The 22,333-nt window shown below is 71.9% G+C and carries 28 protein-coding genes, 1 tRNA gene and 1 pseudogene; 8 read left to right on the forward strand and 22 right to left on the reverse strand.

The annotated features are described in order from the left end of the window. Positions 1–30 precede the first annotated feature (30 nt). From ACILQ5_RS01745 to ACILQ5_RS01760, 4 genes are read right to left on the reverse strand one after another with little or no spacing between them, the layout of a single operon-like run. Positions 31–786 (reverse strand): energy-coupling factor ABC transporter ATP-binding protein, encoded by a 756-nt coding sequence (locus tag ACILQ5_RS01745; protein WP_395656239.1) that lies wholly within the window; start codon positions 784–786, stop codon positions 31–33. Beyond that, positions 783–1,454 (reverse strand): cobalt ECF transporter T component CbiQ, encoded by a 672-nt coding sequence (gene cbiQ / locus ACILQ5_RS01750; RefSeq protein ID WP_395656240.1) that lies wholly within the window; start codon positions 1,452–1,454, stop codon positions 783–785. The genes ACILQ5_RS01745 and cbiQ overlap by 4 nt, the downstream gene beginning before the upstream one ends. Continuing rightward, positions 1,454–1,726: a PDGLE domain-containing protein gene (locus ACILQ5_RS01755; RefSeq protein WP_395656241.1), complete on the reverse strand. Its 273-nt coding sequence runs from the start codon at positions 1,724–1,726 to the stop codon at positions 1,454–1,456. The genes cbiQ and ACILQ5_RS01755 overlap by 1 nt, the downstream gene beginning before the upstream one ends. Then, positions 1,723–2,412, reverse strand: a complete 690-nt coding sequence (locus ACILQ5_RS01760) for an energy-coupling factor ABC transporter permease (RefSeq protein WP_395656242.1) — start codon at positions 2,410–2,412, stop codon at positions 1,723–1,725. The genes ACILQ5_RS01755 and ACILQ5_RS01760 overlap by 4 nt, the downstream gene beginning before the upstream one ends. A 91-nt stretch (positions 2,413–2,503) precedes the next feature. Between ACILQ5_RS01760 and bcp the strand changes: the two genes are divergently transcribed. Both bcp and ACILQ5_RS01770 read left to right on the forward strand, forming a co-directional pair. After that, positions 2,504–3,001 carry a thioredoxin-dependent thiol peroxidase gene (gene bcp / locus ACILQ5_RS01765; RefSeq protein ID WP_395656243.1) on the forward strand — a complete coding sequence of 166 codons (498 nt, stop codon included), beginning with the start codon at positions 2,504–2,506 and terminating at the stop codon, positions 2,999–3,001. Between the two features lie 217 nt (positions 3,002–3,218). Next, positions 3,219–3,300, forward strand: a tRNA-Leu gene (locus ACILQ5_RS01770). 29 nt (positions 3,301–3,329) lie between these two features. Here the strand turns inward: ACILQ5_RS01770 and ACILQ5_RS01775 are convergent. Genes ACILQ5_RS01775 through ACILQ5_RS01800 form a run of 6 tightly spaced genes read right to left on the reverse strand, consistent with a single transcriptional unit; the run spans position 3,330 to position 7,775 of the window. Next, positions 3,330–3,917, reverse strand: a complete 588-nt coding sequence (locus ACILQ5_RS01775) for a 1-acyl-sn-glycerol-3-phosphate acyltransferase (RefSeq protein ID WP_395656244.1) — start codon at positions 3,915–3,917, stop codon at positions 3,330–3,332. Next, positions 3,914–4,513, reverse strand: a complete 600-nt coding sequence (rdgB, locus tag ACILQ5_RS01780) for an RdgB/HAM1 family non-canonical purine NTP pyrophosphatase (protein WP_395656245.1) — start codon at positions 4,511–4,513, stop codon at positions 3,914–3,916. The genes ACILQ5_RS01775 and rdgB overlap by 4 nt, the downstream gene beginning before the upstream one ends. Before the next feature lie 10 nt (positions 4,514–4,523). Further along, positions 4,524–5,246, reverse strand: a complete 723-nt coding sequence (rph, locus tag ACILQ5_RS01785; RefSeq protein WP_395656246.1) for a ribonuclease PH — start codon at positions 5,244–5,246, stop codon at positions 4,524–4,526. A 21-nt stretch (positions 5,247–5,267) separates the two neighbouring features. Then, positions 5,268–6,056 (reverse strand): ABC transporter permease, encoded by a 789-nt coding sequence (locus ACILQ5_RS01790; RefSeq protein ID WP_395656247.1) that lies wholly within the window; start codon positions 6,054–6,056, stop codon positions 5,268–5,270. Position 6,057: 1 nt separating this feature from the next. Further along, positions 6,058–6,861, reverse strand: a complete 804-nt coding sequence (locus ACILQ5_RS01795) for an ABC transporter permease (RefSeq protein WP_395656248.1) — start codon at positions 6,859–6,861, stop codon at positions 6,058–6,060. Positions 6,862–6,872: 11 nt separating this feature from the next. Continuing rightward, positions 6,873–7,775, reverse strand: coding sequence for an ABC transporter ATP-binding protein (locus ACILQ5_RS01800; protein ID WP_395656249.1), 903 nt, complete (start codon positions 7,773–7,775; stop codon positions 6,873–6,875). Between the two features lie 130 nt (positions 7,776–7,905). Between ACILQ5_RS01800 and ACILQ5_RS01805 the strand changes: the two genes are divergently transcribed. Next, a complete protein-coding gene (locus ACILQ5_RS01805; protein ID WP_395656250.1) occupies positions 7,906–9,063 on the forward strand; it encodes a sensor histidine kinase in 1,158 nt (385 codons plus the stop codon). After that, on the forward strand, positions 9,060–9,731 hold the full coding sequence (locus ACILQ5_RS01810) for a response regulator (protein WP_395656251.1): 672 nt from the start codon (positions 9,060–9,062) through the stop codon (positions 9,729–9,731). Before ACILQ5_RS01805 ends, ACILQ5_RS01810 begins: the two co-directional genes overlap by 4 nt. 70 nt (positions 9,732–9,801) lie before the next feature. On the opposite strand, the gene ACILQ5_RS01815 is transcribed toward ACILQ5_RS01810, so the two are convergent. The 3 genes from ACILQ5_RS01815 to murI form a co-directional block, all read right to left on the reverse strand. Beyond that, positions 9,802–10,416, reverse strand: coding sequence for a hypothetical protein (locus ACILQ5_RS01815; RefSeq protein ID WP_395656252.1), 615 nt, complete (start codon positions 10,414–10,416; stop codon positions 9,802–9,804). 127 nt (positions 10,417–10,543) lie between these two features. After that, positions 10,544–11,302, reverse strand: a complete 759-nt coding sequence (locus ACILQ5_RS01820) for an MBL fold metallo-hydrolase (protein ID WP_395656253.1) — start codon at positions 11,300–11,302, stop codon at positions 10,544–10,546. Between the two features lie 5 nt (positions 11,303–11,307). Further along, complete coding sequence (gene murI / locus ACILQ5_RS01825; protein WP_395656254.1) at positions 11,308–12,132, reverse strand: glutamate racemase; 825 nt, start codon at positions 12,130–12,132, stop codon at positions 11,308–11,310. Positions 12,133–12,251: 119 nt separating this feature from the next. On the opposite strand from murI, the gene ACILQ5_RS01830 reads away from it, so the two are divergent. After that, a complete protein-coding gene (locus ACILQ5_RS01830) occupies positions 12,252–12,914 on the forward strand; it encodes a PAS domain-containing protein (RefSeq protein ID WP_395656255.1) in 663 nt (220 codons plus the stop codon). Between the two features lie 78 nt (positions 12,915–12,992). Here ACILQ5_RS01830 and ACILQ5_RS01835 read toward each other — a convergent pair whose 3' ends face one another. From ACILQ5_RS01835 to clpS, 6 genes are read right to left on the reverse strand one after another with little or no spacing between them, the layout of a single operon-like run. Then, on the reverse strand, positions 12,993–13,958 hold the full coding sequence (locus ACILQ5_RS01835; protein ID WP_395656256.1) for a PLP-dependent cysteine synthase family protein: 966 nt from the start codon (positions 13,956–13,958) through the stop codon (positions 12,993–12,995). 1 nt (position 13,959) lies between these two features. After that, complete coding sequence (locus ACILQ5_RS01840; RefSeq protein ID WP_395656257.1) at positions 13,960–14,238, reverse strand: MoaD family protein; 279 nt, start codon at positions 14,236–14,238, stop codon at positions 13,960–13,962. A 13-nt stretch (positions 14,239–14,251) separates the two neighbouring features. After that, entirely contained in the window at positions 14,252–14,707 is a 456-nt protein-coding gene (locus tag ACILQ5_RS01845; RefSeq protein WP_395656258.1) for a Mov34/MPN/PAD-1 family protein, read from the reverse strand. 11 nt (positions 14,708–14,718) lie between these two features. Further along, a complete protein-coding gene (locus ACILQ5_RS01850; RefSeq protein ID WP_395656259.1) occupies positions 14,719–15,195 on the reverse strand; it encodes an NUDIX hydrolase in 477 nt (158 codons plus the stop codon). A gap of 34 nt (positions 15,196–15,229) precedes the next feature. Next, a complete protein-coding gene (locus ACILQ5_RS01855) occupies positions 15,230–15,814 on the reverse strand; it encodes a DUF2017 domain-containing protein (RefSeq protein ID WP_395656260.1) in 585 nt (194 codons plus the stop codon). Further along, positions 15,811–16,101 carry an ATP-dependent Clp protease adapter ClpS gene (gene clpS / locus ACILQ5_RS01860; protein ID WP_395656261.1) on the reverse strand — a complete coding sequence of 97 codons (291 nt, stop codon included), beginning with the start codon at positions 16,099–16,101 and terminating at the stop codon, positions 15,811–15,813. The genes ACILQ5_RS01855 and clpS overlap by 4 nt, the downstream gene beginning before the upstream one ends. Positions 16,102–16,141: 40 nt before the next feature. On the opposite strand from clpS, the gene ACILQ5_RS01865 reads away from it, so the two are divergent. Beyond that, a complete protein-coding gene (locus ACILQ5_RS01865; protein ID WP_395656262.1) occupies positions 16,142–17,425 on the forward strand; it encodes a nicotinate phosphoribosyltransferase in 1,284 nt (427 codons plus the stop codon). Between the two features lie 252 nt (positions 17,426–17,677). Here the strand turns inward: ACILQ5_RS01865 and ACILQ5_RS01870 are convergent. Further along, positions 17,678–17,746 (reverse strand): annotated as a pseudogene (locus ACILQ5_RS01870) (hypothetical protein); the annotation flags it as partial. 533 nt (positions 17,747–18,279) lie between these two features. On the opposite strand from ACILQ5_RS01870, the gene ACILQ5_RS01875 reads away from it, so the two are divergent. After that, complete coding sequence (locus ACILQ5_RS01875) at positions 18,280–18,855, forward strand: isochorismatase family protein (protein ID WP_395656263.1); 576 nt, start codon at positions 18,280–18,282, stop codon at positions 18,853–18,855. Continuing rightward, a complete protein-coding gene (locus ACILQ5_RS01880; RefSeq protein ID WP_395656264.1) occupies positions 18,848–19,618 on the forward strand; it encodes an enoyl-CoA hydratase-related protein in 771 nt (256 codons plus the stop codon). Before ACILQ5_RS01875 ends, ACILQ5_RS01880 begins: the two co-directional genes overlap by 8 nt. Positions 19,619–19,825: 207 nt before the next feature. Here the strand turns inward: ACILQ5_RS01880 and ACILQ5_RS01885 are convergent, their stop codons facing one another. After that, positions 19,826–21,694, reverse strand: a complete 1,869-nt coding sequence (locus tag ACILQ5_RS01885; RefSeq protein ID WP_395656265.1) for a bifunctional metallophosphatase/5'-nucleotidase — start codon at positions 21,692–21,694, stop codon at positions 19,826–19,828. A 55-nt stretch (positions 21,695–21,749) separates the two neighbouring features. Then, positions 21,750–22,283, reverse strand: a complete 534-nt coding sequence (locus ACILQ5_RS01890; protein ID WP_395656266.1) for a DUF1697 domain-containing protein — start codon at positions 22,281–22,283, stop codon at positions 21,750–21,752. Positions 22,284–22,333: the final 50 nt, after the last annotated feature.

Raw genomic sequence — 22,333 nt, forward strand, 5'->3', positions numbered from 1 at the left:
TCCTCGTGTGTCGACGTCAGTCGGAGGCTATCAACGCGCTGGTGGGACGGCCGTCCTCGGGTCGAACCCGAAGGGCAGCTCGAGCCGGTGGGCCCGCATCAGCGTGTCGTCGGTCAGGACGTCGTACGTCGTCCCGTCGGCCACCACGGTGCCGTCGCTCAGCACGACCGCGCGTGGGCACAGCTCGAGGGCGTACGGCAGGTCGTGGGTCACCATCAGCACGGTGACGTCCAGGGAGCGGAGGATGTCGGCGAGCTCCCGCCGCGACGCCGGGTCCAGGTTGGACGACGGCTCGTCGAGCACCAGGACCTCGGGCTCCATGGCCAGCACGGTGGCGACCGCGACGCGGCGCCGCTGGCCGAAGGAGAGGTGGTGGGGAGGTCGGTCGACGAACTCCGCCATGCCGACCTGCTCGAGGGCGCTCATCACCCGTCGGTCGAGCTCGGCGCCGCGGAGGCCGAGGTTGGCGGGTCCGAACCCGACGTCGGCCCGGACCGTGCCCATGAACAGCTGGTCGTCAGGATCCTGGAACACCACGCCGACCCGGCGCCGGATCTCGCGGAGGTTGGCCTTCTCGACCGGGAGGCCGCTGACGGAGACGCTCCCGGCGCCGGCGACCAGGATGCCGTTGAGGTGCAGCACCAGCGTGGTCTTGCCGGCGCCGTTCGGCCCGAGGAGGGCGACCCGCTCGCCGCGGTGGACGTGCAGGTCGACGCCGTACAGCGCCTGGTGGCCGTCGGGGTAGGCGTAGGCGAGGCCGCGGACGTCGAGGACGGGGGTGCTCACGGGCGCGGGACCTTCCCGGTGTAGCCGCGGGACAGCATCGCGAGGTGGACCCGCTCGCCCCGCTCGTAGGAGCGGATGAACAGGGCCCCCGCGGACCGCGCGAGCACGGGCCAGTGCCTCGGGTTGCGGGCGTCGAACCCGCGGGACTCCCGCGCGACCTTCATCCGCTGCATCTCGCCGGTGACCACGTCGAGGTAGCGGACCATGAAGGCCATGATCTGCACGAGCTGGCTCGGCAGGTGCAGCCGCTCGAGGCCGGCGAGCAGGTCCTGCGGCTCGGTCGTCGCCGCGAGGGTGAGGCTCGCGAGCACGCCGAGGGTCCCCTTGACCAGGAGCGCGACGCCTGCCTCGAGCCCGTGCTGGCTCACGGTCACGCCGAGGACCTCGGTGGTCGGTCCGGTCGCGACGAACGGCAGGAGGACCGCGAAGAGGAGGAACGGCAGCTCGACGACCGACCGCTTGAGGAGGTACGTCGGCGGCACCCGCGAGATCGCCACGACCACCACGATCGCGAGGAAGTAGGCGGCGTAGAGCGGGTACCAGTCCCGCGGGGTCGCGACGACCGCGACCATGAAGCCGAGCAGCACGAGGATCTTCACGTGCGCCGGAGCCCGGTGCACCGGCGAGTGGCCGTGGTAGTGCAGCTTGTGGCCGTGCCCGGCGCCCATCAGTCGCCCGAGGTGTCGCGGCGGCGCACGGCGTAGGTGACGGCGGCGCCCAGGGCGAGGACGAGCAGGAGGCCGCCGACCCGCGCGACCCCGGCGGGGACCCGGTCGGACGGCGCGTCCCGGTGCTCGGCCGTGTGCGAGAAGCCCTGGTCCTCGGCGACCCGGTTGAGGCCGTCCGGGGCGGTCGAGGCGAAGAAGCTCACCACCCCGGCCAGGAGCAGCGCGACCACGAGGCCGCCGAGGAGGACCCAGCGGGTGCGGACCTTCCTCATGCCGGCGTCCCCGTGCGGATCTCCAGCTCGCGCCGGGCGAGCAGCGGGCGGGCGCCGTACACCAGGTCGGGGCGGACCGCGATGATCGCGCCCACCGCGAGGAAGGTGATGACGCCCTCGCCGACCCCGATGAGGGTGTGCACGCCGACCATGGCGGTCGCCAGGCTCCGGATCGGGAGGTCGGCGGTGCCGCCGAGGGCGTAGAGCACCACGAACAGCACGGCGGCGGCGGGCACCGAGAGGAAGGCGGCGATGCCCGCCTCGAGCGGCACCATCGAGACCCGCTTGGGCAGCAGGGCGCGCAGCAGCACGAAGAGGAGCCAGCCGACCGCGACCGTCGTGACGCCCATCAGCAGGATGTTGGTGCCGAGCGCGGTGATGCCGCCGTCGGCGAAGAGCAGGCACTGGACGATGAAGACGGTGCTCATGCACAGCACGGCCGTCCAGGGTCCGACCAGGACGGCGGCCAGTGCCCCGCCGAGGAGGTGCCCGCTGGTGCCGGTGGCGACCGGGAAGTTGAGCATCTGGACGGCGAAGACGAAGGCCGCGACCAGCCCGGCCATCGGTGCGGTCCGGTCGTCGAGCTCGCGACGCGCCTTCACGAGCGCGGTCCCGACGCAGACGACCGCCACGGCTCCGGTGGCTGCCGACGTCGGGGCGTCGAGGAACCCGTCGGGGACGTGCATCCTGCCTCCTGCGTCGGCGCTAGGTTGGCTCCGGGGTGAGTGCTCCCGCCCACCCTACGTTATTGCACATTGTTTGCGACAAGGAGTTCGCGTGAGCCAGCCCGACCGTCTCTCCCCCGGTGACACCGCGCCCGAGTTCAGCCTCGTCGACGACACCGGCGCCGACGTCGCGCTCAGCGACTTCCTCGGCAAGAAGGTCGTCGTCTACTTCTACCCGGCGGCGATGACGCCCGGCTGCACCAAGCAGGCCTGCGACTTCACCGACTCCCTGGACTCGCTGCGCGCCCAGGGCTACGAGGTCGTGGGCATCTCGCCGGACAAGCCGGCGAAGCTCGCCAAGTTCCGCGAGCGCGACCACCTGACGATCACCCTGCTCTCCGACCCGGACAAGCAGGTGATGCGGGACTACGGCGCGTTCGGTGAGAAGAAGCTCTACGGCAAGACCGTCGAGGGCGTGATCCGCTCCACCATCGTCGTCGACGAGGACGGCAAGGTGTTCCTCGCGCAGTACAACGTCAAGGCCACCGGCCACGTCGCCAAGCTGCGCAAGGACCTCAAGCTGAACAACGCCGACGAGGAGCCGCGCTGACGGCCGCCGCCGGTGGGACGTCATACGAGGTGGTCGCTCCGGCAGCCAGGACGTATGACCTCCGGGGGCGACCCGGTGGGACGTCATACGAGGTGGCCGCTCCCGCAGCCAAGACTTATGACCTCCGGGGGCGACCCGGTGGGACGTCATGCGAGGTGGCCGCTCCAACAGCCAGGACGTATGACGTCAAGGGCGACCTGAGAGACTGACCGCTCTCGCCGGAGTGGTGGAACAGGCAGACACGCGGGTTTTAGGTACCCGTGCCTTCGGGCGTGGGGGTTCAAGTCCCCCCTCCGGCACCGTCATTGCCACCCCGCGGTTCCTGACGTCAGGTGGAGTGCCTGTCCTCCTCGCGGAGCCGCGGCACCGTGATGAGCTCGGGCTTGAACCCGCGCTTGTCGGCGAAGAAGGCCCGGATCCGGTCCATGTCGGCCACGACGTCGCCGGTCAGGTCGAACGTCGGCCCCCAACCCACCGTGCGCGAGGGACCGTCGAGGAACGCGAGCGTGATCGGCAGGCCGGTCTGCTGGGAGATCCGGTAGAAGCCGGACTTCCAGTACTCCCCCTTGCTGCGGGTGCCCTCGGCCGCGATGCCGAGCAGGAAGGTCTCGTCGGTCTCGGCGTCGGCGAGCAGCGCCCGGATGGTCGCACCGGGGTTCGCCCGGTCGAGCTCGACCGCACCGGAGGCGCGCAGGATCCAGCCCAGCGGACCCTTGAACAGGGAGTCCTTGACCAGCAGCCGGATGTTGACGCCGCTGTCCCAGGCGAGCAGCTGGGTCATGATCCAGTCCCAGTTCGAGGTGTGCGGCGCCCCGACCAGGATGCCCTTGCTCGGCACCTCGCCGACCGTCCTCCACCGCACCAGCTTGAGGATCAGGCGCGCGAGGTTGCGGCGGAAGAAGAAGTGCCGGGTCATCTCAGGATCCTCGCCACGATCGGTGCCATCCGGCGCAGCGCCCACCCGCGGTGCGAGATCTCGTCCTTGTCCGCGCGCGGCAGCTCGGCCGTGGTGAGGCCGGGCCGGTCCTCGGCGACGAACAGCACGTCGTACCCGAAGCCGCCGGTGCCCCGGGTCTCCCGGATCACGTGGCCGGGCATCACGCCGCTGGTCAGCTCCTCGCCGCCAGGGTGGCAGAACGCGACGGCGCACTGGAAGTGCGCGGTCCGCCGATCGTCCGGTACGTCGGCGAGCTGGTCGAGCAGCAGCCGGTTGTTGCGGTCGTCGTCCTTCGGCGGTCCCGACCAGCGCGCGGACAGCACGCCGGGCATGCCGTTGAGGGCGTCGACGCACAGGCCGCTGTCGTCGGCCAGGGACGGGAGGCCGGTGGCGGCCAGGCCGGCGCGCGCCTTGAGCAGCGCGTTGCCCTCGAAGGTCGGCTGGTCCTCGACCGGCTCGTCGTACGCCTCGACGTCGTCGAGGCCGAGCACCTCGATGTCGGGGAGGTGCTCGCGGAGGATCCGCTCCATCTCCTCGATCTTCTTCGCGTTGCGCGAGGCGAGGAACACCTTCACCGCCGCCACCTCACGAGGAGAGCGCCTGCTGCTGCATCCGGGTGAGGTCCGCGCAGCCCTTCTCGGCCAGCGCCAGCAGCGCGTCGAGCTCGGCGCGGTCGAAGGCGGCACCCTCGGCGGTCCCCTGCACCTCGACGAACTTGCCGTCGCCGGTCATCACGACGTTCATGTCGGTCTCGGCCCGCACGTCCTCGACGTAGGGCAGGTCGAGCCGCGGGGCGCCGTCGATGATCCCCACGCTGACGGCCGCGACCGAGCCCGTGAGCGGCTCGCCCTTGAGCGCCCCGGTGGAGCGCAGGTGCGCGACCGCGTCGGCGAGGGCGACGTACGCGCCGGTGATGGCGGCGGTGCGGGTGCCCCCGTCGGCCTGGAGCACGTCGCAGTCGAGCTGGATGGTGTTCTCACCGAGCGCCTGGTAGTCGATGACCGCGCGCAGCGACCGGCCGATCAGGCGGCTGATCTCGTGGGTGCGGCCGCCGATCCGGCCCTTGACCGACTCGCGGTCCGAGCGGGTGTTGGTCGAGGCCGGCAGCATGGCGTACTCGGCGGTGACCCAGCCGAGCCCGGACCCCTTCCGCCAGCGCGGCACGCCCTCCGAGGCGGACGCCGCGCAGAGCACGCGGGTGCGGCCGAACTCGACGAGCACCGAGCCGGCCGCGTGGTCGAGCCAGTGGCGGGTGATCGTGATCGGCCGGAGCTCGTCGTCGGCCCGGCCGTCCTCGCGTGCAGTCATGTGGCCGACCCTAGTCGGCGGTCACTTCACCTCCGCCCGCAGCACCCGCCAGACGCCGATCACCAGGGGGACGACGAGCCAGATGAACCCGGAGACCACGAGCTGGCCCCACTGCTCCCCCGTGAGGGGGAAGTCGTACAGCTCACCCTGGGCGCTCTGGAAGTCGATCCACGGGGCCAGCGACTCGAACCAGCCGACGAGCGCGGACCCGAGGGCCAGCAGGCCCGGCAGCACCCACCGGTACACGAAGAAGACCACGATCGCCGCGGGGGTGTTCAGGAGCAGGGTCGCGAAGGCGAACCCCCCGAGCATGGCGAACGTCTGGGTGACCAGGAACGCCGTGAACCCGGTCCAGCCGAAGTGCCACACCGGGCTCTGCCCCTGGATGGCCGCGTAGAGCAGGATCGTGACCAGGCCGACGACGAGCGCCACCGCGATGGTGGCCAGGGTCAGGAGCAGGCCGACCGCGGCCTTCGCCGCGATCACGTGCGGCCGCCGAGGCTCGAGCGCGAAGGTGACCATCGCCGTGCGCTGGCTCCACTCCGAGGTCACCACCATGATGCCGAGCACCGGCAGCAGGATCGAGGTGACGAAGGCCGCGACGGCCGTCGTGTCGCCGTACGACAGCGACTCGTCCTGCGTGACCGTCACGGCCAGCACGATGACCTCCGCCGCCACGACCAGCAGGCCGATCACCATCAGCAGCCAGAACCCGGCCCGGGTGTCGTAGGACTTGCGCAGCTCGACGCCCACCAGCCGGTGGAACGGGATCGGCCGGGCGTCCCCGAGGTCGAGCGTGGCCGTGGTCATGTCACTTCACCTCGGCGCGCAGCACCCGCCACACGCCGATCGCCAGCGGGACCACGAGCCAGATGAACCCGGAGACCGCGAAGTGCGCCCAGTCCTTCCCGGTCATCGACGCATCGACGAGCGGGCCCTGGGCGTAGTTGAAGTCGATCCACGGCTGGATCTTCGAGAACCAGTCCATCAGGGCCGCACCGAGCCCGAACAGCCCGGGCAGGACGAACGTGTAGACCATGTAGACCACGATCGCGGCCGGCGAGTTCAGCAGCAGGGCGGCGAACGCGAAGCCGGTCAGCATCCCGATGACCTGGAGGAGCAGGAAGCCACCCAGCCGGTCGATCTCGAGGTTCCACACGACCGGGTCGCTGGACACGACGCCGTAGACGACGTTGCAGAGCGCGGCGAGCACCAGCGCGATCACGACGGCGGCGACGGCCAGCAGCAGGCCGACCGTCAGCTTGGCCAGGATCACGTGGGGGCGGCGCGGCTCCAGCGAGAACGACACCATCGCGGTGCGCTGGCTCCACTCGCTGGTGAGCAGCAGGATGCCGATCACGGGCAGCAGGATGGCGATCGAGAAGTTCGTGGAGGTGAGGAAGCTGTTGTAGGTCAGCGACACGTCCTCCTGGGTCGCGCCGACCGCGAGCTGGATGACCATGACGAGCGCGGTCAGCGCGGCCGTCGAGATCAGCAGCCAGAGACCCGAGCGGGTGTCGTAGGCCTTGCGGAGCTCGACGCGGACCAGCCGCGCGAACGGTGTCGGGGCGGTGCCGGAGATGTCGAGGGCGTGCCCGAGACCGGGTGCCGCCATGCTGTTCATGCTCATGAAACGGCCTCCCGCTGGGTCTCGGCGGTCAGCTCGAGGAACAGGTCCTCGAGGCCGCCGTCGGCGGTCCGCAGGTCGGTGAGCACGACCGAGGCCTCGAGAGCGGTCCGGCCGACCTCGACCGGCTCCGTCTCGACCCGGAGGCCCTCGCCGGCCGGTGCCACCGTGATGCCCTTGGCGCGCAGCGCCTCGGAGAGCGCGTGGTTGTCGAGCGCCGTGACGTGCGTGACCGCGCCGCCACCGGCGCCGGCCAGCAGGGACTTCTTGTCGCCCTGGGCGACGATCCGGCCGTTGCCGATCAGGATCATCTCGTCGGCGATCTGCTCGACCTCGTGCAGCAGGTGGCTGGAGAGCAGGACGGTGCCGCCGCGCTCGGCGTACCCCCGCAGCAGGCCACGCATCCACCGGATGCCGGCCGGGTCCAGGCCGTTGGCGGGCTCGTCGAGGATGAGCACCGAGGGGTCCCCGAGCAGCGCGTGCGCGATGCCGAGGCGCTGCTTCATGCCCAGGGAGTAGTTGCGCAGCCGGCGCTTCGCCTCGGTCGGGGTCAACGAGACCAGCTCGATCATCTCGTCGACGCGCGCGGCCGGCAGGCCCATCGTGCGGGCGCCGATCTCGAGGATCTCCCGACCGGTGCGACCGGCGTGCTGCGCGGACGCGTCCAGCAGCACCCCGACGTGGCGGCCGGGGTTGGGGATGTCCTGGTAGAGGTGGCCGCCGATGGTCACGCGACCCGCGGTGGCCGGGGTGAGCCCGACCATGACCCGCATGGTGGTGGTCTTGCCGGCACCGTTGGGACCGAGGAATCCGGTCACCGTCCCGGGCTGGCACGTGAAGCTGACGTCGTCCACCGCGGTGAACGAGCCGTACTTCCTGGTGAGGCGTTCGACTTCGATCATGCCCCCAGCCTGCCCGACGGACCCACCGCGTGCATCGGACCTGCGCATGAATCGCCGATGACCAAAGTAGGGGGTGGTCGCGACCGGGGGCGCCTGCCGGGGCGGTGTCGGCCGTCCTAGCCTGTCCCGCGTGGACCGCCCGTCACCGCAGGACTACCAGCCGCCGCTGCGCTGGTGGGGCCACGTCTGGCGGGTCGCGGTCATGCTGTTCATCTCGGCGTTCGTCTGGCTGCCGGTGGTCCAGGCCGAGGTCGACATCTCGGCCCTGTGGGCGCTCGCCGACCTGCTGATCGGTGCCGCCTGCTACGTGCTGGTCTTCTTCCGACGCCGGTGGCCGGTGCCCGTCGCGGTCGTCATCGCCCTGTGCGGCTCGGTGTCCGGCACCGCGTCCGGCCCGGCCGTGCTCGCGGCCGTGAGCGTGGCGACCCGGCGGCGCTGGCGGGAGATCGTGGTCGTCGGGACGGTGAACTTCGTCTGCGGCCAGTTCTTCAGCACCACGGTCACGCAGGCCGAGCCGGACCCGTGGTGGGTGACGACGGTGGCCAACGTGCTCGCGACGGCCGCGATGCTCGGCTGGGGCATGTACATCGGCTCGCGGCGCGAGCTCATGTACACCCTCCGCAACCGCGCCGAGCGCGCCGAGGCGGAGCAGGAGCTCCGTGTCGCCCAGGCGCGCGGCCAGGAGCAGGCACGCATCGCGCGGGAGATGCACGACGTGCTCGCCCACCGGATCTCGCAGATCTCGATGCACGCGGGCGCGCTGGCCTACCGCACCGGCCTCACCGACGACGAGGTCCGCGCGAGCGCCGAGGTGATCCGCGACAAGACGCACGAGGCGCTCGACGACCTGCGTGGCGTGCTCGGCGTCCTGCGCGACGGCGCCACCGGCGAGCCGCTCCGGGCCCCCCAGCCGACGTACGCCGACCTGCCACAGCTGGTCGCGGAGGCGCGGGAGTCCGGCGCCCGGATCGCGCATGAGGACCTGGTGGACGGCTCCGTGCCGGAGACGGTCGGACGCACGGTCTACCGGATCGTGCAGGAGGGCATCACCAACGCCCGCAAGCACGCTCCGGGGGCGCTGCTTACGGTGCGGGTGAGCGGGTCGCCCGAGGAGGGCGTCGAGGTGCTGCTGCAGAACCCCGTGGGGTTCGGGGCGACGCTGACCCCCGGCGCGGGCCTCGGGCTCGTGGGGCTCGCGGAGCGGGCCGAGCTGCGCGGCGGTCGCCTCGACCACCACCGGGAGGGCGACCTGTTCGTCCTCCGCGCCTGGATACCGTGGGCGGCATGAGCACCACCGTCCTCCTCGTCGACGACGACCCCCTCGTGCGGTCGGCGCTGACGCTGATGCTCGGGGGCGAGCCCGACATCGAGGTGGTCGGCGAGGCCGGCGACGGCCACGAGGGCGTCCGGCTGGTCGCCGAGCTGCGACCGGACGTCGTGCTCATGGACATCCGGATGCCCGGCCTCGACGGGCTCGAGGCGACCCGGGAGCTGCACCGGCAGGCGGAGCCGCCCCGGGTGATCGTGCTGACCACCTTCGACGCCGACGACCACGTGGTCGAGGCCCTCGGCTCGGGCGCCGACGGCTTCCTGCTCAAGGACACCCCGCCCCCGCAGATCGTCGACGCGATCCGCAAAGTGGTCGACGACGAGCCGATGCTCTCGCCCTCGGTCACCCGGACCCTGATCCGGCGCCTGCGCCCCGAGCCGGGCGACGGCACGAGCGCGGCGGCCGCGCGCGCCGCCGCGGCCGCGACCCGGCTGGCGCGTCTCACCGACCGCGAGCGCGAGGTCGCGCTCGCGGTGGGCAGCGGCCTGAGCAACGCCGAGATCGCCCGCGAGCTGCACCTCTCGGTGCCGACGGTGAAGGCGCACGTCTCCCGGCTCTTCGACAAGCTCGGCGCGACGAACCGGGTGCAGATCGCGATCTGCGTTCACGACGCCGGACTGGGCTAGCTGTACTGATCGGCGCGCGGTCGCGACGCCGGCCCCGGTCCGAGCCGGCGTCGCGCGTCCCCCCGAGGGGTCAGAGCTTCGCGAACACGAAGTAGCGGTCGGTGGCGGCACCGGCGTTGTTGTAGGTGTGCACCGCCATGTAGTAGCCCGAGCCGTTGCAGGCGCTGCCCCAGAAGTAGGGGTTGACCACGATCGAGCCGGCGTCGTTGGTCGCGCCGATCAGGTTCGCCGAGAACGGGCCGCCCTGGTCGCCCCAGCCGTCGCCGACGATGCAGTAGACGCCGGTGGCAGGGTGGGTGACCGTAGGCGCCGCGAGCGAGCCGCCGGACCGGTAGATCGTGCCGCTGGGCGTGACCGTCACGAAGCCCTTGATCGAGCCGTTGTCGCCCTGGGGACCCTGCTCGCCCTGCTCGCCCTGGGGGCCCTGCTCGCCCTGGGGGCCCTGCTCGCCCTGGGGCAGCTGGCCGGCCTTGAAGTCCTTCCCGAGCAGCGAGCCGTCCTTGACCTTCGCGGACACGACGGCGTTCGACTTCAGCTGCGGGGTCCCGACGCTGTTCTTCGGCAGCACGCCGGCGGCGTAGGCCGTCCCGCTCATCGCGACGACCAGGGCGAGGATGCTGATCACCAGCGACGGGGTGACCTTCGGGGCGTGGATCCGGCGTGGACGCCGTTCGGTAGCGGGCATGTCGTACTCCTCGGGGACGTGCCGGGCCTCTTGTCGACCCGGCTCACCTCAGAGGAGGCGACATCCCCAGGCCACGGCATGACCCGAACGGGCCATCGTGGCGCCAGCTGGGCCAGGAGGCCGGAGGTCAGACGTCGTAGGTCGCGCCGGCACGGGCCAGCTCGACCGGGCCGGCGTAGACCGCGACGGCCTCGGCGAGCGCCTCGTCCGGGTCGTGCCACGGCGGCACGTGGGTCAGCACCAGCCGGCGGACCCCGGCCCGCGCGGCGACGGTGCCGCCGTCGGTGCCGGTGAGGTGCAGGTCGGGCGGGTTGTCGTCGACGTCGCGGAACGACGCCTCCGCGAGCAGCAGGTCGACGTCGCGGGCCAGCTCCTCCAGCGCCGGCGTCGGGCCGGTGTCGCCGGTGTAGGCGAGCGTCGCGCCGCCGACGGACACCCGCAGGCCGTACGCCGGCACGGGGTGCGCCACCGGCACCGGCGTGACCGTGAACGGCCCCACCTCGACGGTGCCGTCCCACTCGCGGAAGTCGAACTCGTGGTGCATGCCCGGGTCGGCCGGGAGGTCGTAGGCCCGGGCCATCCGGTCGGCGGTGCCGACCGGACCCCACACCGGGATCCGGGGCTGCGGGCCGGTGGGGTGGTACTTGCGCAGCACGTAGTAGCCGCTGAGGTCGAGGCAGTGGTCGGCGTGCAGGTGGCTGAGCAGGACGGCGTCGACGGCCAGCGGGTCGGCGTAGCGGTGCAGCGCACCCAACGAGCCGTTGCCGAGGTCGAGCAGCACCCGCCAGGTCCGGCCGGAGGCGTCGTCGGCCTCGAGCAGGTAGCAGCTCGCCGGCGACTCCGGGCCGGGGTAGGACCCGGAGCAGCCCACGATCGTCAGCCGCATCGGCACTACACCAGCCCCCCGACGAACTGCGAGGCACCGGCGAGCTCCGGGCCGAGGAAGCGGTGCCCGATGGTCTCGAACTCGTCGGGCGACCCGGTCGTGAGGAAGGTGTACGACGGCACGCCGCCGGGTCGCATCAGGTCGGTGTGCACCAGCATCTTGTAGACGTCCTTGGCGCACTCCTCGGCGCTGCTGACCAGCGTCACGTTGTCGCCCATGACGTAGGAGATCACGCCGGTGAGCAGGGGGTAGTGGGTGCAACCGAGGATCAGCGTGTCGACGCCCTCGCTCGTCAGCGGGTCGAGGTACTCGTGGGCGACCCGGATCAGCTCCTCGCCCCCGGTCTCCCCCGCCTCCACGAAGTCGACGAAGCGTGGGCAGGCCCGGGTGTGCAGGTCGACGTGCGGGGCCGCCGCGAAGGCGTCCTCGTAGGCCATCGACTCCGCGGTGGCCCGGGTGCAGATCACCCCGATCCGGCCGGTCCGGCTGGCCGCGACCGCGCGGCGGGTGGCGGGCAGGATCACCTCGACCACCGGGACGTCGTACCGCTCCCGGGCGTCGCGGAGCATCGCCGCGCTCGCGGAGTTGCAGGCGATGACCAGCGCCTTGACCCCGAGCGCCACGAGGTGGTCGAGGCACTCGAGGGCGTACTCGCGCACCTCGCCGATCGGCTTCGGGCCGTAGGGCTGGCGCGCGGTGTCGCCGACGTAGACGATCGACTCGTGGGGCAGCTGGTCGATCACGGACCGCGCGACGGTGAGGCCGCCGAAGCCGGAGTCGAAGATGCCGATCGGGGCGTCCCTCGGCTCGGAGCTCGTCGCTGGGTGCACAGCAGCCAAGGTTAGGACCTCCCACCCCCGTCCGTGCGACCACGCGACACAGGTCACCCGAGACGACCGTCACGCCGAGGTGGTGGCCCTCCGCCGCGAGCCGGGTGACAATCGACGACATGGACCCCGTCGAGGAGCTCGCCCAGCTACGCCGACGCATGGACAACGCGCAGCAGCTGGCGAACATGGGCGACTACGACTGGCACATCCCGACCGACACCAACCGGTGGTCGGACCAGCTGTATCGCATCTACGGCTACGAGCCGCAGTCCTTCAACGCCAGCTACGAGCGCTTCCTCTCGATGATCCACCCCGACGACCGGGACCGGATCCAGGCCGTGCACCAGCACTCGTACGCAACCGGCGAGCCCTACGAGATGATCGAGCGGATCGTCCGGCCCGACGGCGAGGTCCGCTACCTGCACTCCAACGGCCAGGTCGTCATGGGTGCCGACGGGTCGCCGGAGCGGATGCTGGGCACCTGCATCGACGTCACCGAGCGGGTGCTCGCCGAGCGGGAGCGCGAGGCGGCTGCCGTGCACCTGAGCGAGGTCACGCTGCGTCGCCGCCAGGCCGTCGAGATCAACGACAACATCGTGCAGGGGCTCACCGCCGCGGTCTACGCGCTCGAGCTGGGCGACGCCGACAGCTGCCGTTCCTACCTCGTGGCCACGTTGGAGGCGGCCCGGTCGATGATGGGCGAGACCATCGCCGACATCGCCGGCGAGCCGGGCGAGGGCGACCTGGTGCGGACCGAGGCGGCGACGCTGGACCGCTCCTGACGGCCCCGAGCCCCGGTCAGCCTCGACACGCCGGTCGCGGCTTCGACCACCATCGGCGGATCCGCTGACGCGTCCCCGCTAGGCCCAGAGCTGACCCTCGAGACGGTCCTCGGCCTCGTCCACGGTGCCCTCGTAGGCGCCGGTGGAGAGGTACTTCCAGCCGCCGTCGCACACGACGAACGCGATGTCGGCCCGCTCCCCCGCCTTGACGGCCTTCGCCGCCTGGCCGAGGGCGGCGTGCAGGATCGCGCCGGTCGAGATGCCGGCGAAGATGCCCTCGAGCTCGAGCAGCTCCCGCACCCGGCGGACGGCGTCGCGGGGGCCGACCGAGAAGCGCGAGTCGATCAGGTCGGCGTCGTACAGCTCCGGCACGAAGCCCTCGTCGAGGTTGCGCAGCCCGTAGACGAGCTCGCCGTAGCGGGGCTCGGCGGCGACGATCCGGACGTCCGGCTTGTGGGCGCGGAAGAACCGGCTCACGCCCATCAGGGTGCCGGTGGTGCCGAGGCCGGCGACGAAGTGGGTGATCGAGGGCAGGTCGGCCAGCAGCTCGGGTCCGGTCCCCTCCTCGTGGGCGAGGGCGTTGGCCTCGTTGCCGTACTGGTAGAGCATCACCCAGTCGGGGTGCTCGGCGGCCACCTGCTTGGCGACCCGGACCGCCTCGTTGGACCCGCCCGCGGCCGGGGACGAGACGATCTCGGCGCCCCACATGCGCAGCAGCTGGCGGCGCTCCTCGGAGGTGTTCTCGGGCATCACGCAGACCATCCGGTAGCCCTTGAGCTTGGCCGCCATCGCCAGCGAGATGCCGGTGTTGCCCGAGGTGGGCTCGAGGATGGTGCAGCCCGGCCGCAGCCGGCCGTCCTTCTCGGCCTCCTCGATCATGCGCAGCGCCGGCCGGTCCTTGATCGACCCGGTGGGGTTGCGGTCCTCGAGCTTGGCCCAGAGACGGACCTCCGGCGCACCCGCGGGGCTCTGCGGCGACAGCCTCGGCAGCCCGACCAGCGGCGTGCCGCCGACCGAGGCCAGGAGGTTGTCGTAGCGGGTCACGTCAGCGCGAGCCGCCGGCCACGGCGGGGAGCACGACGACCTGGTCGCCGTCGCTGAGCTCGGCCTCGAGGCCGCCGATGAAGCGCACGTCCTCGTCGTTGACGTAGACGTTGACGAACCGGCGCAGGTCGCCGCCCTCGACGAGGCGCTCCTTGATGCCCGGGTGGTGGGCCTCGAGGTCGTCGATCAGCGCGCTCAGGCTGGCGCCGTCGGCCGTGACGGCCTTCTCGCCCCCGGTGTAGGTGCGCAGGATGGTCGGGATGCGGACCTCGATGGCCATGCGGTGTGACTCCTCAGTTGCGTGCGGGCAGGGCGTCGACCACGGTGACCTCTTCCTCGGTCACCTCGCCGCCGACGATCCTGTAGGACCTGAACTCCACGGGAGCCTCGTTATTCCCTCCGCCGGCCTCTGCCCAGTCCCGTGTGCTCACCAACACGTAGTGGGCTCCCGGCTCCATCGCCAGGCCGATGTCGGTACGGCTCGGGTAGGCCTCGGTCGCGGTGTGGGAGTGGTAGATGACGACCGGCTCCTCGTCGTTCTCGTCCATCTCCTTGTAGAGCTGGAACAGGTCGGTGGAGTCGAACTCGTAGAAGGTCGGCGAGCCGGCGGCGTTGACCATCTCGACGAACCGCTCGGGGCGGTCGCTCCCGGCCGGGCCCGCGACGACGCCGCAGGCCTCGTCGGGGTGGTCGCGCTTGGCGTGCGCGACGATGGCGTCGTACGTCGCGCGGTCGATGGTCAGTCCCACGAGGGGCAAGCCTACGAGGGCGGCCGCCGGAACCGGGCCGCGGTCTCACCTGCGAGGACGTCGTCGATGCGCTCGCGCAGCCAGTCCGACATCGGCGGCAGCGCGTCGGCCGGCCACCAGCGCACCTCGACGTTCTCGTCGTCGTTCACGCAGGCCTCGCCGCTGACCCAGGTGCAGGCGAAGGTGAGGTCGAGGTAGACACCGAGGTCGCCGTTGCCGTGCACCACCTGCGGGCTCGAGCCCACCGAGGCGAGCCGGTCGACCGAGACCACGACGCCGGTCTCCTCCAGGGCCTCGCGGGCGGCGCCGACGGCCGGCTCCTCCCCGGGGTCGAGGATCCCGGTGATCGGTGCCCACTCGCCGTTGTCGGCGCGCCGGGTGAGCAGGACGTCGTCGCCCCGGAGGACCACGGCGGTCACCGCGGGCAGCCACAGCTCCAGCGTGCCCACCAGGGCGCGCAGCTCGGCGACGAACGGGGGGATCGGCATCAGCGGGACCTCACCTGGTGGGTCGTCGGACCGGTCACTTGCTCAGCGCTCCGACCAGGGTCTCCTGGAGGTAGCCGACCCACTCGTAGATGTCGTGGGCCTGCGCGCGGGGATCGTCGTCGGGCAGCGAGTGCCAGTAGGCCTCGTCGCCCTTCTCGATCTCGAGCCGGGTGGCGAGCGCCAGCCGGAGGTCGGTGAAGGAGCGCAACCAGGTCTCGGCGGTCTCCTCGTCGAGCTCGACGTCGATCACCAGGCCGTCCTCGGTCAGCTCCGGCGGCAGCCCGGCCTCCTCGAGGCCGTCGATGATCGCGATCGCGGCGGCCGCCTTCCCGTCGCGCAGCGACCCCTCGGTGAAGCGGCGGAACTCCGCGGCCGCCTCCTCGTCGTCGGGGTACGCCGTCGGGAACAGTCGCGCCAGCACGGGGTCCTCCGGCGCCTGGGTGGGCCCGGAGAAGTCGAGCATCGCCTCGAAGGGGTCCATGCCGTCGCGCGGGACGGCCGCCTCGTTGCGCAGCAGCTCGACCAGCTGGCCGGCCAGCGAGCGGAGCAGGTCGGCCTCGAACCCGGTGAAGTTCGCGATGATCCGCCTGCTCCGCCGGTGCCGGTGGAAGGCGCTCACTCCTGCTTGTCCATCGTCGCCCAGAGGCCGTACTCGTGCATGGCCTGCACGTCGCGCTCCATCTCCTCGCGGCTCCCGGTGCTCACGACGGACTTGCCGTCCTCGTGCACCTCGAGCATCAGCTTCTCCGACTTCTTCTTCGAGTAGCCGAAGTACTTCTGGAAGACGTAGGTCACGTAGGACATCAGGTTGACCGGGTCGTTCCAGACGATCGTCACCCACGGCTTCGCCGTCTCGGTGATCTCGTCGGGCGTGGTGGTCGGCTCGACCTCGACGGGCGCGGTCACAGGCCCATGTTGGCACAGCGGTGTTGGCACACTGAGGACCGTGGCCCACTCCACCGCGTTGCTGACCGACCACTACGAGCTCACCATGCTGCAGGCCGCCCTGCGGTCGGGCACCGCCCACCGGCGGTCGGTGTTCGAGCTGTTCCCCCGACGGCTCCCCGAGGGGCGCCGGTACGGCGTCGTGGCCGGCGTCGGCCGGGCCCTGGACGCGATCGAGGCGTTCCGGTTCGACGAGGCCGCGCTCGACGTGCTCCGCGACGTGGTCGACGCGCCGACGCTCGCCTGGCTGGCGTCGTACCGCTTCGAGGGCGACATCTGGGGCTACGCCGAGGGCGAGGCGTACTTCCCCTACTCCCCGCTGCTGGTCGTCGAGGCCACCTTCGCGGAGGCGGTGGTGCTCGAGACGCTGCTGCTCTCGGTCTACAACCACGACTCGGCGATCGCGTCGGCGGCCTCCCGGATGACGCTGGCCGCCGGGGACCGGCCGTGCATCGAGATGGGCTCGCGGCGTACCCACGAGGAGGCGGCGGTGGCGGCGGCCCGCGCGGCGTACGTCGCCGGGTTCGCGACCAGCTCCAACCTGGCCGCCCGGCAGCGGTACGGCGTCCCGACGGCCGGCACCAGCGCGCACTCGTTCACGCTGCTGCACGACACCGAGGCGGACGCGTTCCGCGCCCAGGTGACCGCGCTGGGCGCGGGGACGACCCTGCTGGTCGACACCTACGACGTGGCGGAGGCGGTGCGCCTGGCGGTCGAGGTCGCGGGCACCTCGCTCGGCGCCGTGCGGCTGGACTCCGGCGACCTCGGCGTCCAGGCCGTGGAGGTGCGCGCGCAGCTGGACGCGATGGGCGCCACGTCGACGCGGATCATCGTGACCAGCGACCTCGACGAGTTCGCGATCGCGGCCCTGGCCGCGGCGCCCGTCGACGGGTACGGCGTCGGCACCCAGCTGGTGACCGGCAGCGGCCACCCCACCTGCGGCTTCGTCTACAAGCTCGTCGCGCGCGAGGGTGCGTCGGGCGAGCTGGTGTCGGTGGCCAAGCGCAGCGTGGACAAGGCGTCGGTGGGCGGCCGGAAGTACGCCCTGCGCCGGCGCTCCGCCGCCGGGGTCGCCGAGGCCGAGGTGATCGGCGTGGGCGAGGCGCCGGTCGACGACGGCGACGACCGGTCGCTGCTGGTGCCGCTGGTGGCCTCCGGCCGGGTCGTCGGCCGCGAGTCGTTGGACGCCGCCCGGGCGCGGCACCTGGCCGCCCGGGACGAGCTGCCGGTCGTGGTCCAGCAGATGTCGCGCGGCGAGCCGGTGATCCCCACGCTGCACGTCTGAGCGGGTGTCCCCGTCGGCCGTGGCCGCACCCGACGAGCGGCGGTGATCTGACCGAGGAGCGGTGGAGCCACGGGACCCGGCGTTCGGGCCGGGCGCTCAGCCCCGCCACTCCTCGGCGAGGAGCGCGTAGGTGTAGCCGTCGATCCAGCCGAGCTCGGCGTGGAAGGAGTCCTTCACGCCGTGCTGCTCACGCCGCATCCCCAGCTTCTCCAGCACCCGCCACGACGCGACGTTGTCGGCGAAGCAGCCGGCCTGGACCCGGCGCAGCCCCAGCCGGCCGAAGGCGTTCGCGAGCGCCTCGCGCGCCAGCGTCGTCGCGATGCCACGGCCCGCGTGGCGGGTGCACGAAGTACGAGAGCCGCCCCTCGCGGCCGACGAACTCCGCCTCGTGACCCGACTGCCCCATCCCGTCGACGACCCCCAGGGTCGCCTGGCCGACCATCGCGCCGTCGAGGACCGCCACGACCCGGTGGTGGTCGTGGTCGTCGTACGCCGCCCAGTCGGCGACGTACTCCTCGGTGTCCTCGATGCGCTGCTGCAGGAACCAGCGGGTCACGTCGGGCCGGTGGCGCCAGGTCAGGAACTGCTCGGCGAGCTCGGCCGTGGGGGAGGTGAGCCGGAGCCCGGAGATCGGCATGACGGGCGACCCTAGCGTGGCGGTGGCACGCCGCACACATCGACCACCGCAGACAGCAGCCGACCCGACATCGCCGGCAGTCGTCACCGCCCTGCCTCCACTTCCGGGGTCTCGACGACGCTCGCCAGGGCTCGCTGCTCGACCACCGATGCGACGACGCTCGCCAGGGCTCGCTGCTCGACCACCGATGCGACCACCGAGCGCTACCCTCGGCGCCATGACGCGGGCGTTGATCGTCACGGACGTGCAGAACGACTTCTGCGAGGGCGGGTCGCTGCCGATCGCGGGCGGTGCGCAGGTCGCCGCCGACATCGGGACGCTGCTGCGGCGGTGGGTCGGGCGCGGGCCGGACGCGCCGCCGTACTCCCACGTCGTGGCGACCAAGGACCACCACGTGGCACCGGGCGGCCACTGGTCGCCGGACCCGGACTTCGTCGACTCCTGGCCGGTGCACTGCCGGGTCGGCACCGACGGCGAGGCGTTCCACCCCAGCCTCGATCCCCAGCCGTTCGACGCGATCTTCCTCAAGGGCGAGCACGAGGCGGCGTACTCCGGGTTCGAGGGGCGCTCGGTCGACGGCGTCGGGCTGGCCGACTGGCTGCGGGAGCGCGCGGTGAGCGAGGTCGACATCTGCGGGATCGCGACCGACTACTGCGTGCGGACGACCGCGCTCGACGCGGTGGCCGCCGGGTTCCCCACCCGGCTGCTGCTGGCGCTGTGCGCCGGGGTCGCCCCGGCGACCTCGGAGGCGGCGGTCGAGGAGCTGCGAGCAGCCGGGGTGCAGGTTGCCTGACCTGCGGGTGGCGGTCGCCGACGGGGTGCTGACGCTGACCTTCGACCGGCCGGACTCCCTCAACGCCGTGACCGGCCCGATGATGGAGCGGCTGGCCACCGAGCTCGAGGGCGTCGCGGCCCGCGACGACGTCCGGGTCGTCGTGGTCACCGGCACCGGGCCGGCGTTCAGCGCCGGCGCCGACATGGACACCCTCCGGCTCGCGCCCCAGCACCCGGTCGAGACGATGGACGGCGCGAACCGGGTGGTCCGCGCCGTCGTCGGCTGCCCGGTGCCGGTGATCGCCGCCGTCAACGGCATCGCGGCCGGCGTCGCCTGCGGGGCCGCACTGGCCTCCGACCTCATCGTGGCGGCCGAGTCGGCCGCGTTCCTGCTGCCGTTCTCGCGGATCGGGCTGATGACCGACGGCGGCTCGTCCGCCACCGTCGCCGCCTCCGTCGGCCGGGCCCGCGCGATGCGGATGGCGCTGCTCGGCGAGCCGCTGCCCGCGGCCGCTGCCTACGAGGCGGGGCTCATCACCCACCTCGCCCCCGACGACGAGCTCGCCGACCTCGTCGGCACGCTGGCGCGCCGGCTCGCGGCCGGGCCGCCGATCGCCCCGGCCGGGATCAAGAAGGCCGTCAACGCCGCCACCCTGCCGCACCTCGAGGCGGCGCTGGACCGCGAGCACTCCGGCCAGCGGGCGCTGTTCACCACCCGCGACTTCACCGAGGGGCTGGACGCGTTCGCCGAGCGCCGGCGGCCGGAGTTCCGCGGCGAGTGAGGTGTCGCGCCACCGGGCGGTCGTGACCGGGCTGCGTGACCGGGCTGCGCGACCGGGCTGCGCGACCCGGGCTGCGTGACCCGGGCTGCGTGACCCGGCGTTTCACCACGGGATGCAGGCGAACCTGCACTTCCCACGGCGTGCTCGCCGTGGGAAGTGCAGGTTCAGCGTCATCCCGTGGTGAAGCTGCGACGGACGACGCCCAGATCAGCTCGTGATCGTCACCGGGTCGGTCCCGGAGACCAGCCGCCAGTCCACCGAGGCGAACTGGGCTGGGTCGATGGTGTGGTGGGCGAGGACCCAGTCGATGAGCAGCTGCCGGATCTCGTTCTGGCGGTTGTAGACCACGGTCGCGGTGGACACGGCCGGGAACCCGCCGCCCCCGGACTGGCGGTAGTTGTTGACCGCCATCACGAACTGCTGGTCGTCAGTGACCGGCGCGCCGTCGTACGCGAGGTCCTTGATGCGCGACCCAGGATCGGCGGCGATGTCGATGTCGTAGGTGAGCGGGGCGTCGAGGCCGGCGACCGAGTCGAAGTTGTAGTCCGGGGTGCCGTTCGGGGCCGTCGGGGTGACCGCGTTGGTCACCTGCGCCATCGTGAACGGACCCGGACCCGACACCTTCTTGAAGTAGCGGGCGGAGTACTCCAGGTAGGCGCGCACGTCCGCGCCCGACACCTGCACGCCGAGCAGCGTGTTGTCGTAGATGTAGAGGCCCGCGACGTCGCGGACCGTCACCTCGCCCGACGGGAACGACGCCTGCCGGTTGAACGGCGCCGCGATCGAGAGCACCGGCAGCGACGCAGCGGCACCGGTCAGCCCGGCCTTGACGGCGTCGGCCTGGACGTAGTTGACGAAGTCGATGATCGGCACGTCCTCGACCACCGCCCGCGCCGCGGACATCTCCTCGGTAGAGGTGCCGACCGGCGAGTTCACGTAGTCGACGACCGTGTCGTGCTGGTCCTGCACCGCGGCCGCGACCTTCGCGTCGGGGTCGACGGTGTTGGAGTTCAGCACCTGCGAGCCGGAGCCGACGAGCACCCACTTCAGCTCACCGCGCTTGGTCCAGGTGGCCTGCACGATCAGGTCCATGAGCGCGACCCGCATGCCCCAGTAGGCCGGCTCGCACAGCAGCACCTGCTGGCCGGTCCGCTCGTTGCGGACGAACTGCTGGGGGACCTCGAGGTGCGCGTGGCCGACGAGGATCGCGTCGACGTGGGGCACCTGCGCGGCCACGAGGGACGAGGCGTTCTCCGGGTAGGGCAGCGCGTCGCCGTACGACGAGGAGGTGTTCGGACCCGAGTGGGCCGAGACGACGATCAGGTCGCAGCCCTTCTTCTTCATCTCCGGCACGAACTTCTTCGCCTGCTCGACCAGCCCGGGGAACTCCATCTTCCCCTCGACGTTGGCCTTGTCCCAGATCGCGATGCCCGGGTTGGTCAGGCCGAGCACCCCGACCTTGAGCGTGCGGCCGCGACCGACCCGGAAGGTCTTGATCAGGTACGGCTTGAACGCCGGCCGCTTGGTCGCGGGGTCGACGGCGTTGGCCCCGAGCAGCGGGAAGTCCAGCTGGTCCTCGAAGGTGCGCAGGATCGGCAGCCCGTAGTTGAACTCGTGGTTGCCGAGCGCCGCGGCGTCGTACCCGACCAGGTTCATCGCGCGCGCCATCGGGTGCACGGTGTCGCCGTCGATCGGGTCGATCTTGGCGTAGTAGTACGCCAGCGGGGTGCCCTGGATGGTGTCGCCGGCGTCGAGGGTCAGGATCGGCTCGCCGCGACGCTCCTTGCGCATCGCCTTGATCAGCGTGGCCGCCCGGGCGAGGCCGATCGCGTCGGAGACCGGCTTGGTGGTGCTGTTGTGGTTGTCGAACTCCTGGTTCTTGTAGTAGTCCCAGTTGTAGACGTTGCCGTGCAGGTCGGTCGTGCCGAGCACGGTCAGCCGCACCCGGTTGCCCGGACGGCGCGGGTCGTACTCGACGCCGTACGACGGGGCGGCGAAGCCGGCGGCCGCGAGCGCGGCTCCCCCGGTGAGACCTCCGGCGATGACGGCACGGCGCGACGGCATGGATTCGGACACGACGGTTCCTCCCGAGAACGGACGACGAGGAGGCAGTTCTACCACCTCCTGGTGGTCAACCGCCCCACTTGTCGGCCAACGCCTCGATGACGGTCAGGTTGCGGTTCGTCGCCACACCGAGGTGCTTCTCGATCACGGCGTTGGTCAGCTTCGCCTCGTGGTAGTTCTCGCCGAGCAGCAGGTGCACCGCCCGGCCGCCGACCTTGGCCACCTCGCCCGCGGCGCCGGCCGCCTCGACGGCCTCCACCTGGGCTGCCGTCGGTGCCTTCTTGAGCAGGGACACGTAGTGCCGCCCCTCGTGCCCGTCGGCGAACCGCTTCGCATCGTCGGCGATCGCCCGCAGCTCACGCTGGCTGAAGACGATGGTCGGTACGTCGAAGCCGCGGTCGGCCGCGAACGCCTCCTCGAGAGCCGCCTCGATCCGGGCCCGGGACCGCAGGGTGGTGCCGAACCGGACGTTGCCGGTGTTGATGTAGGTCTCGACGTCGGTGAACCCGGCACCCTCGACGGCCGCGACGATCGCCGCCTTGGGGAACTTCCGGGTGGCGCCGAGGTTGATCGCCCGCAGGAACCCGATGTACGTGGCCACGGCCACATCCTGCCCGAGCCGGCGGACCGGGAATTACATAGGTTTCCGAT

Origin of the sequence: Nocardioides sp. (assembly GCF_044226305.1) — a bacterium.
GTDB lineage: Bacteria > Actinomycetota > Actinomycetes > Propionibacteriales > Nocardioidaceae > Nocardioides.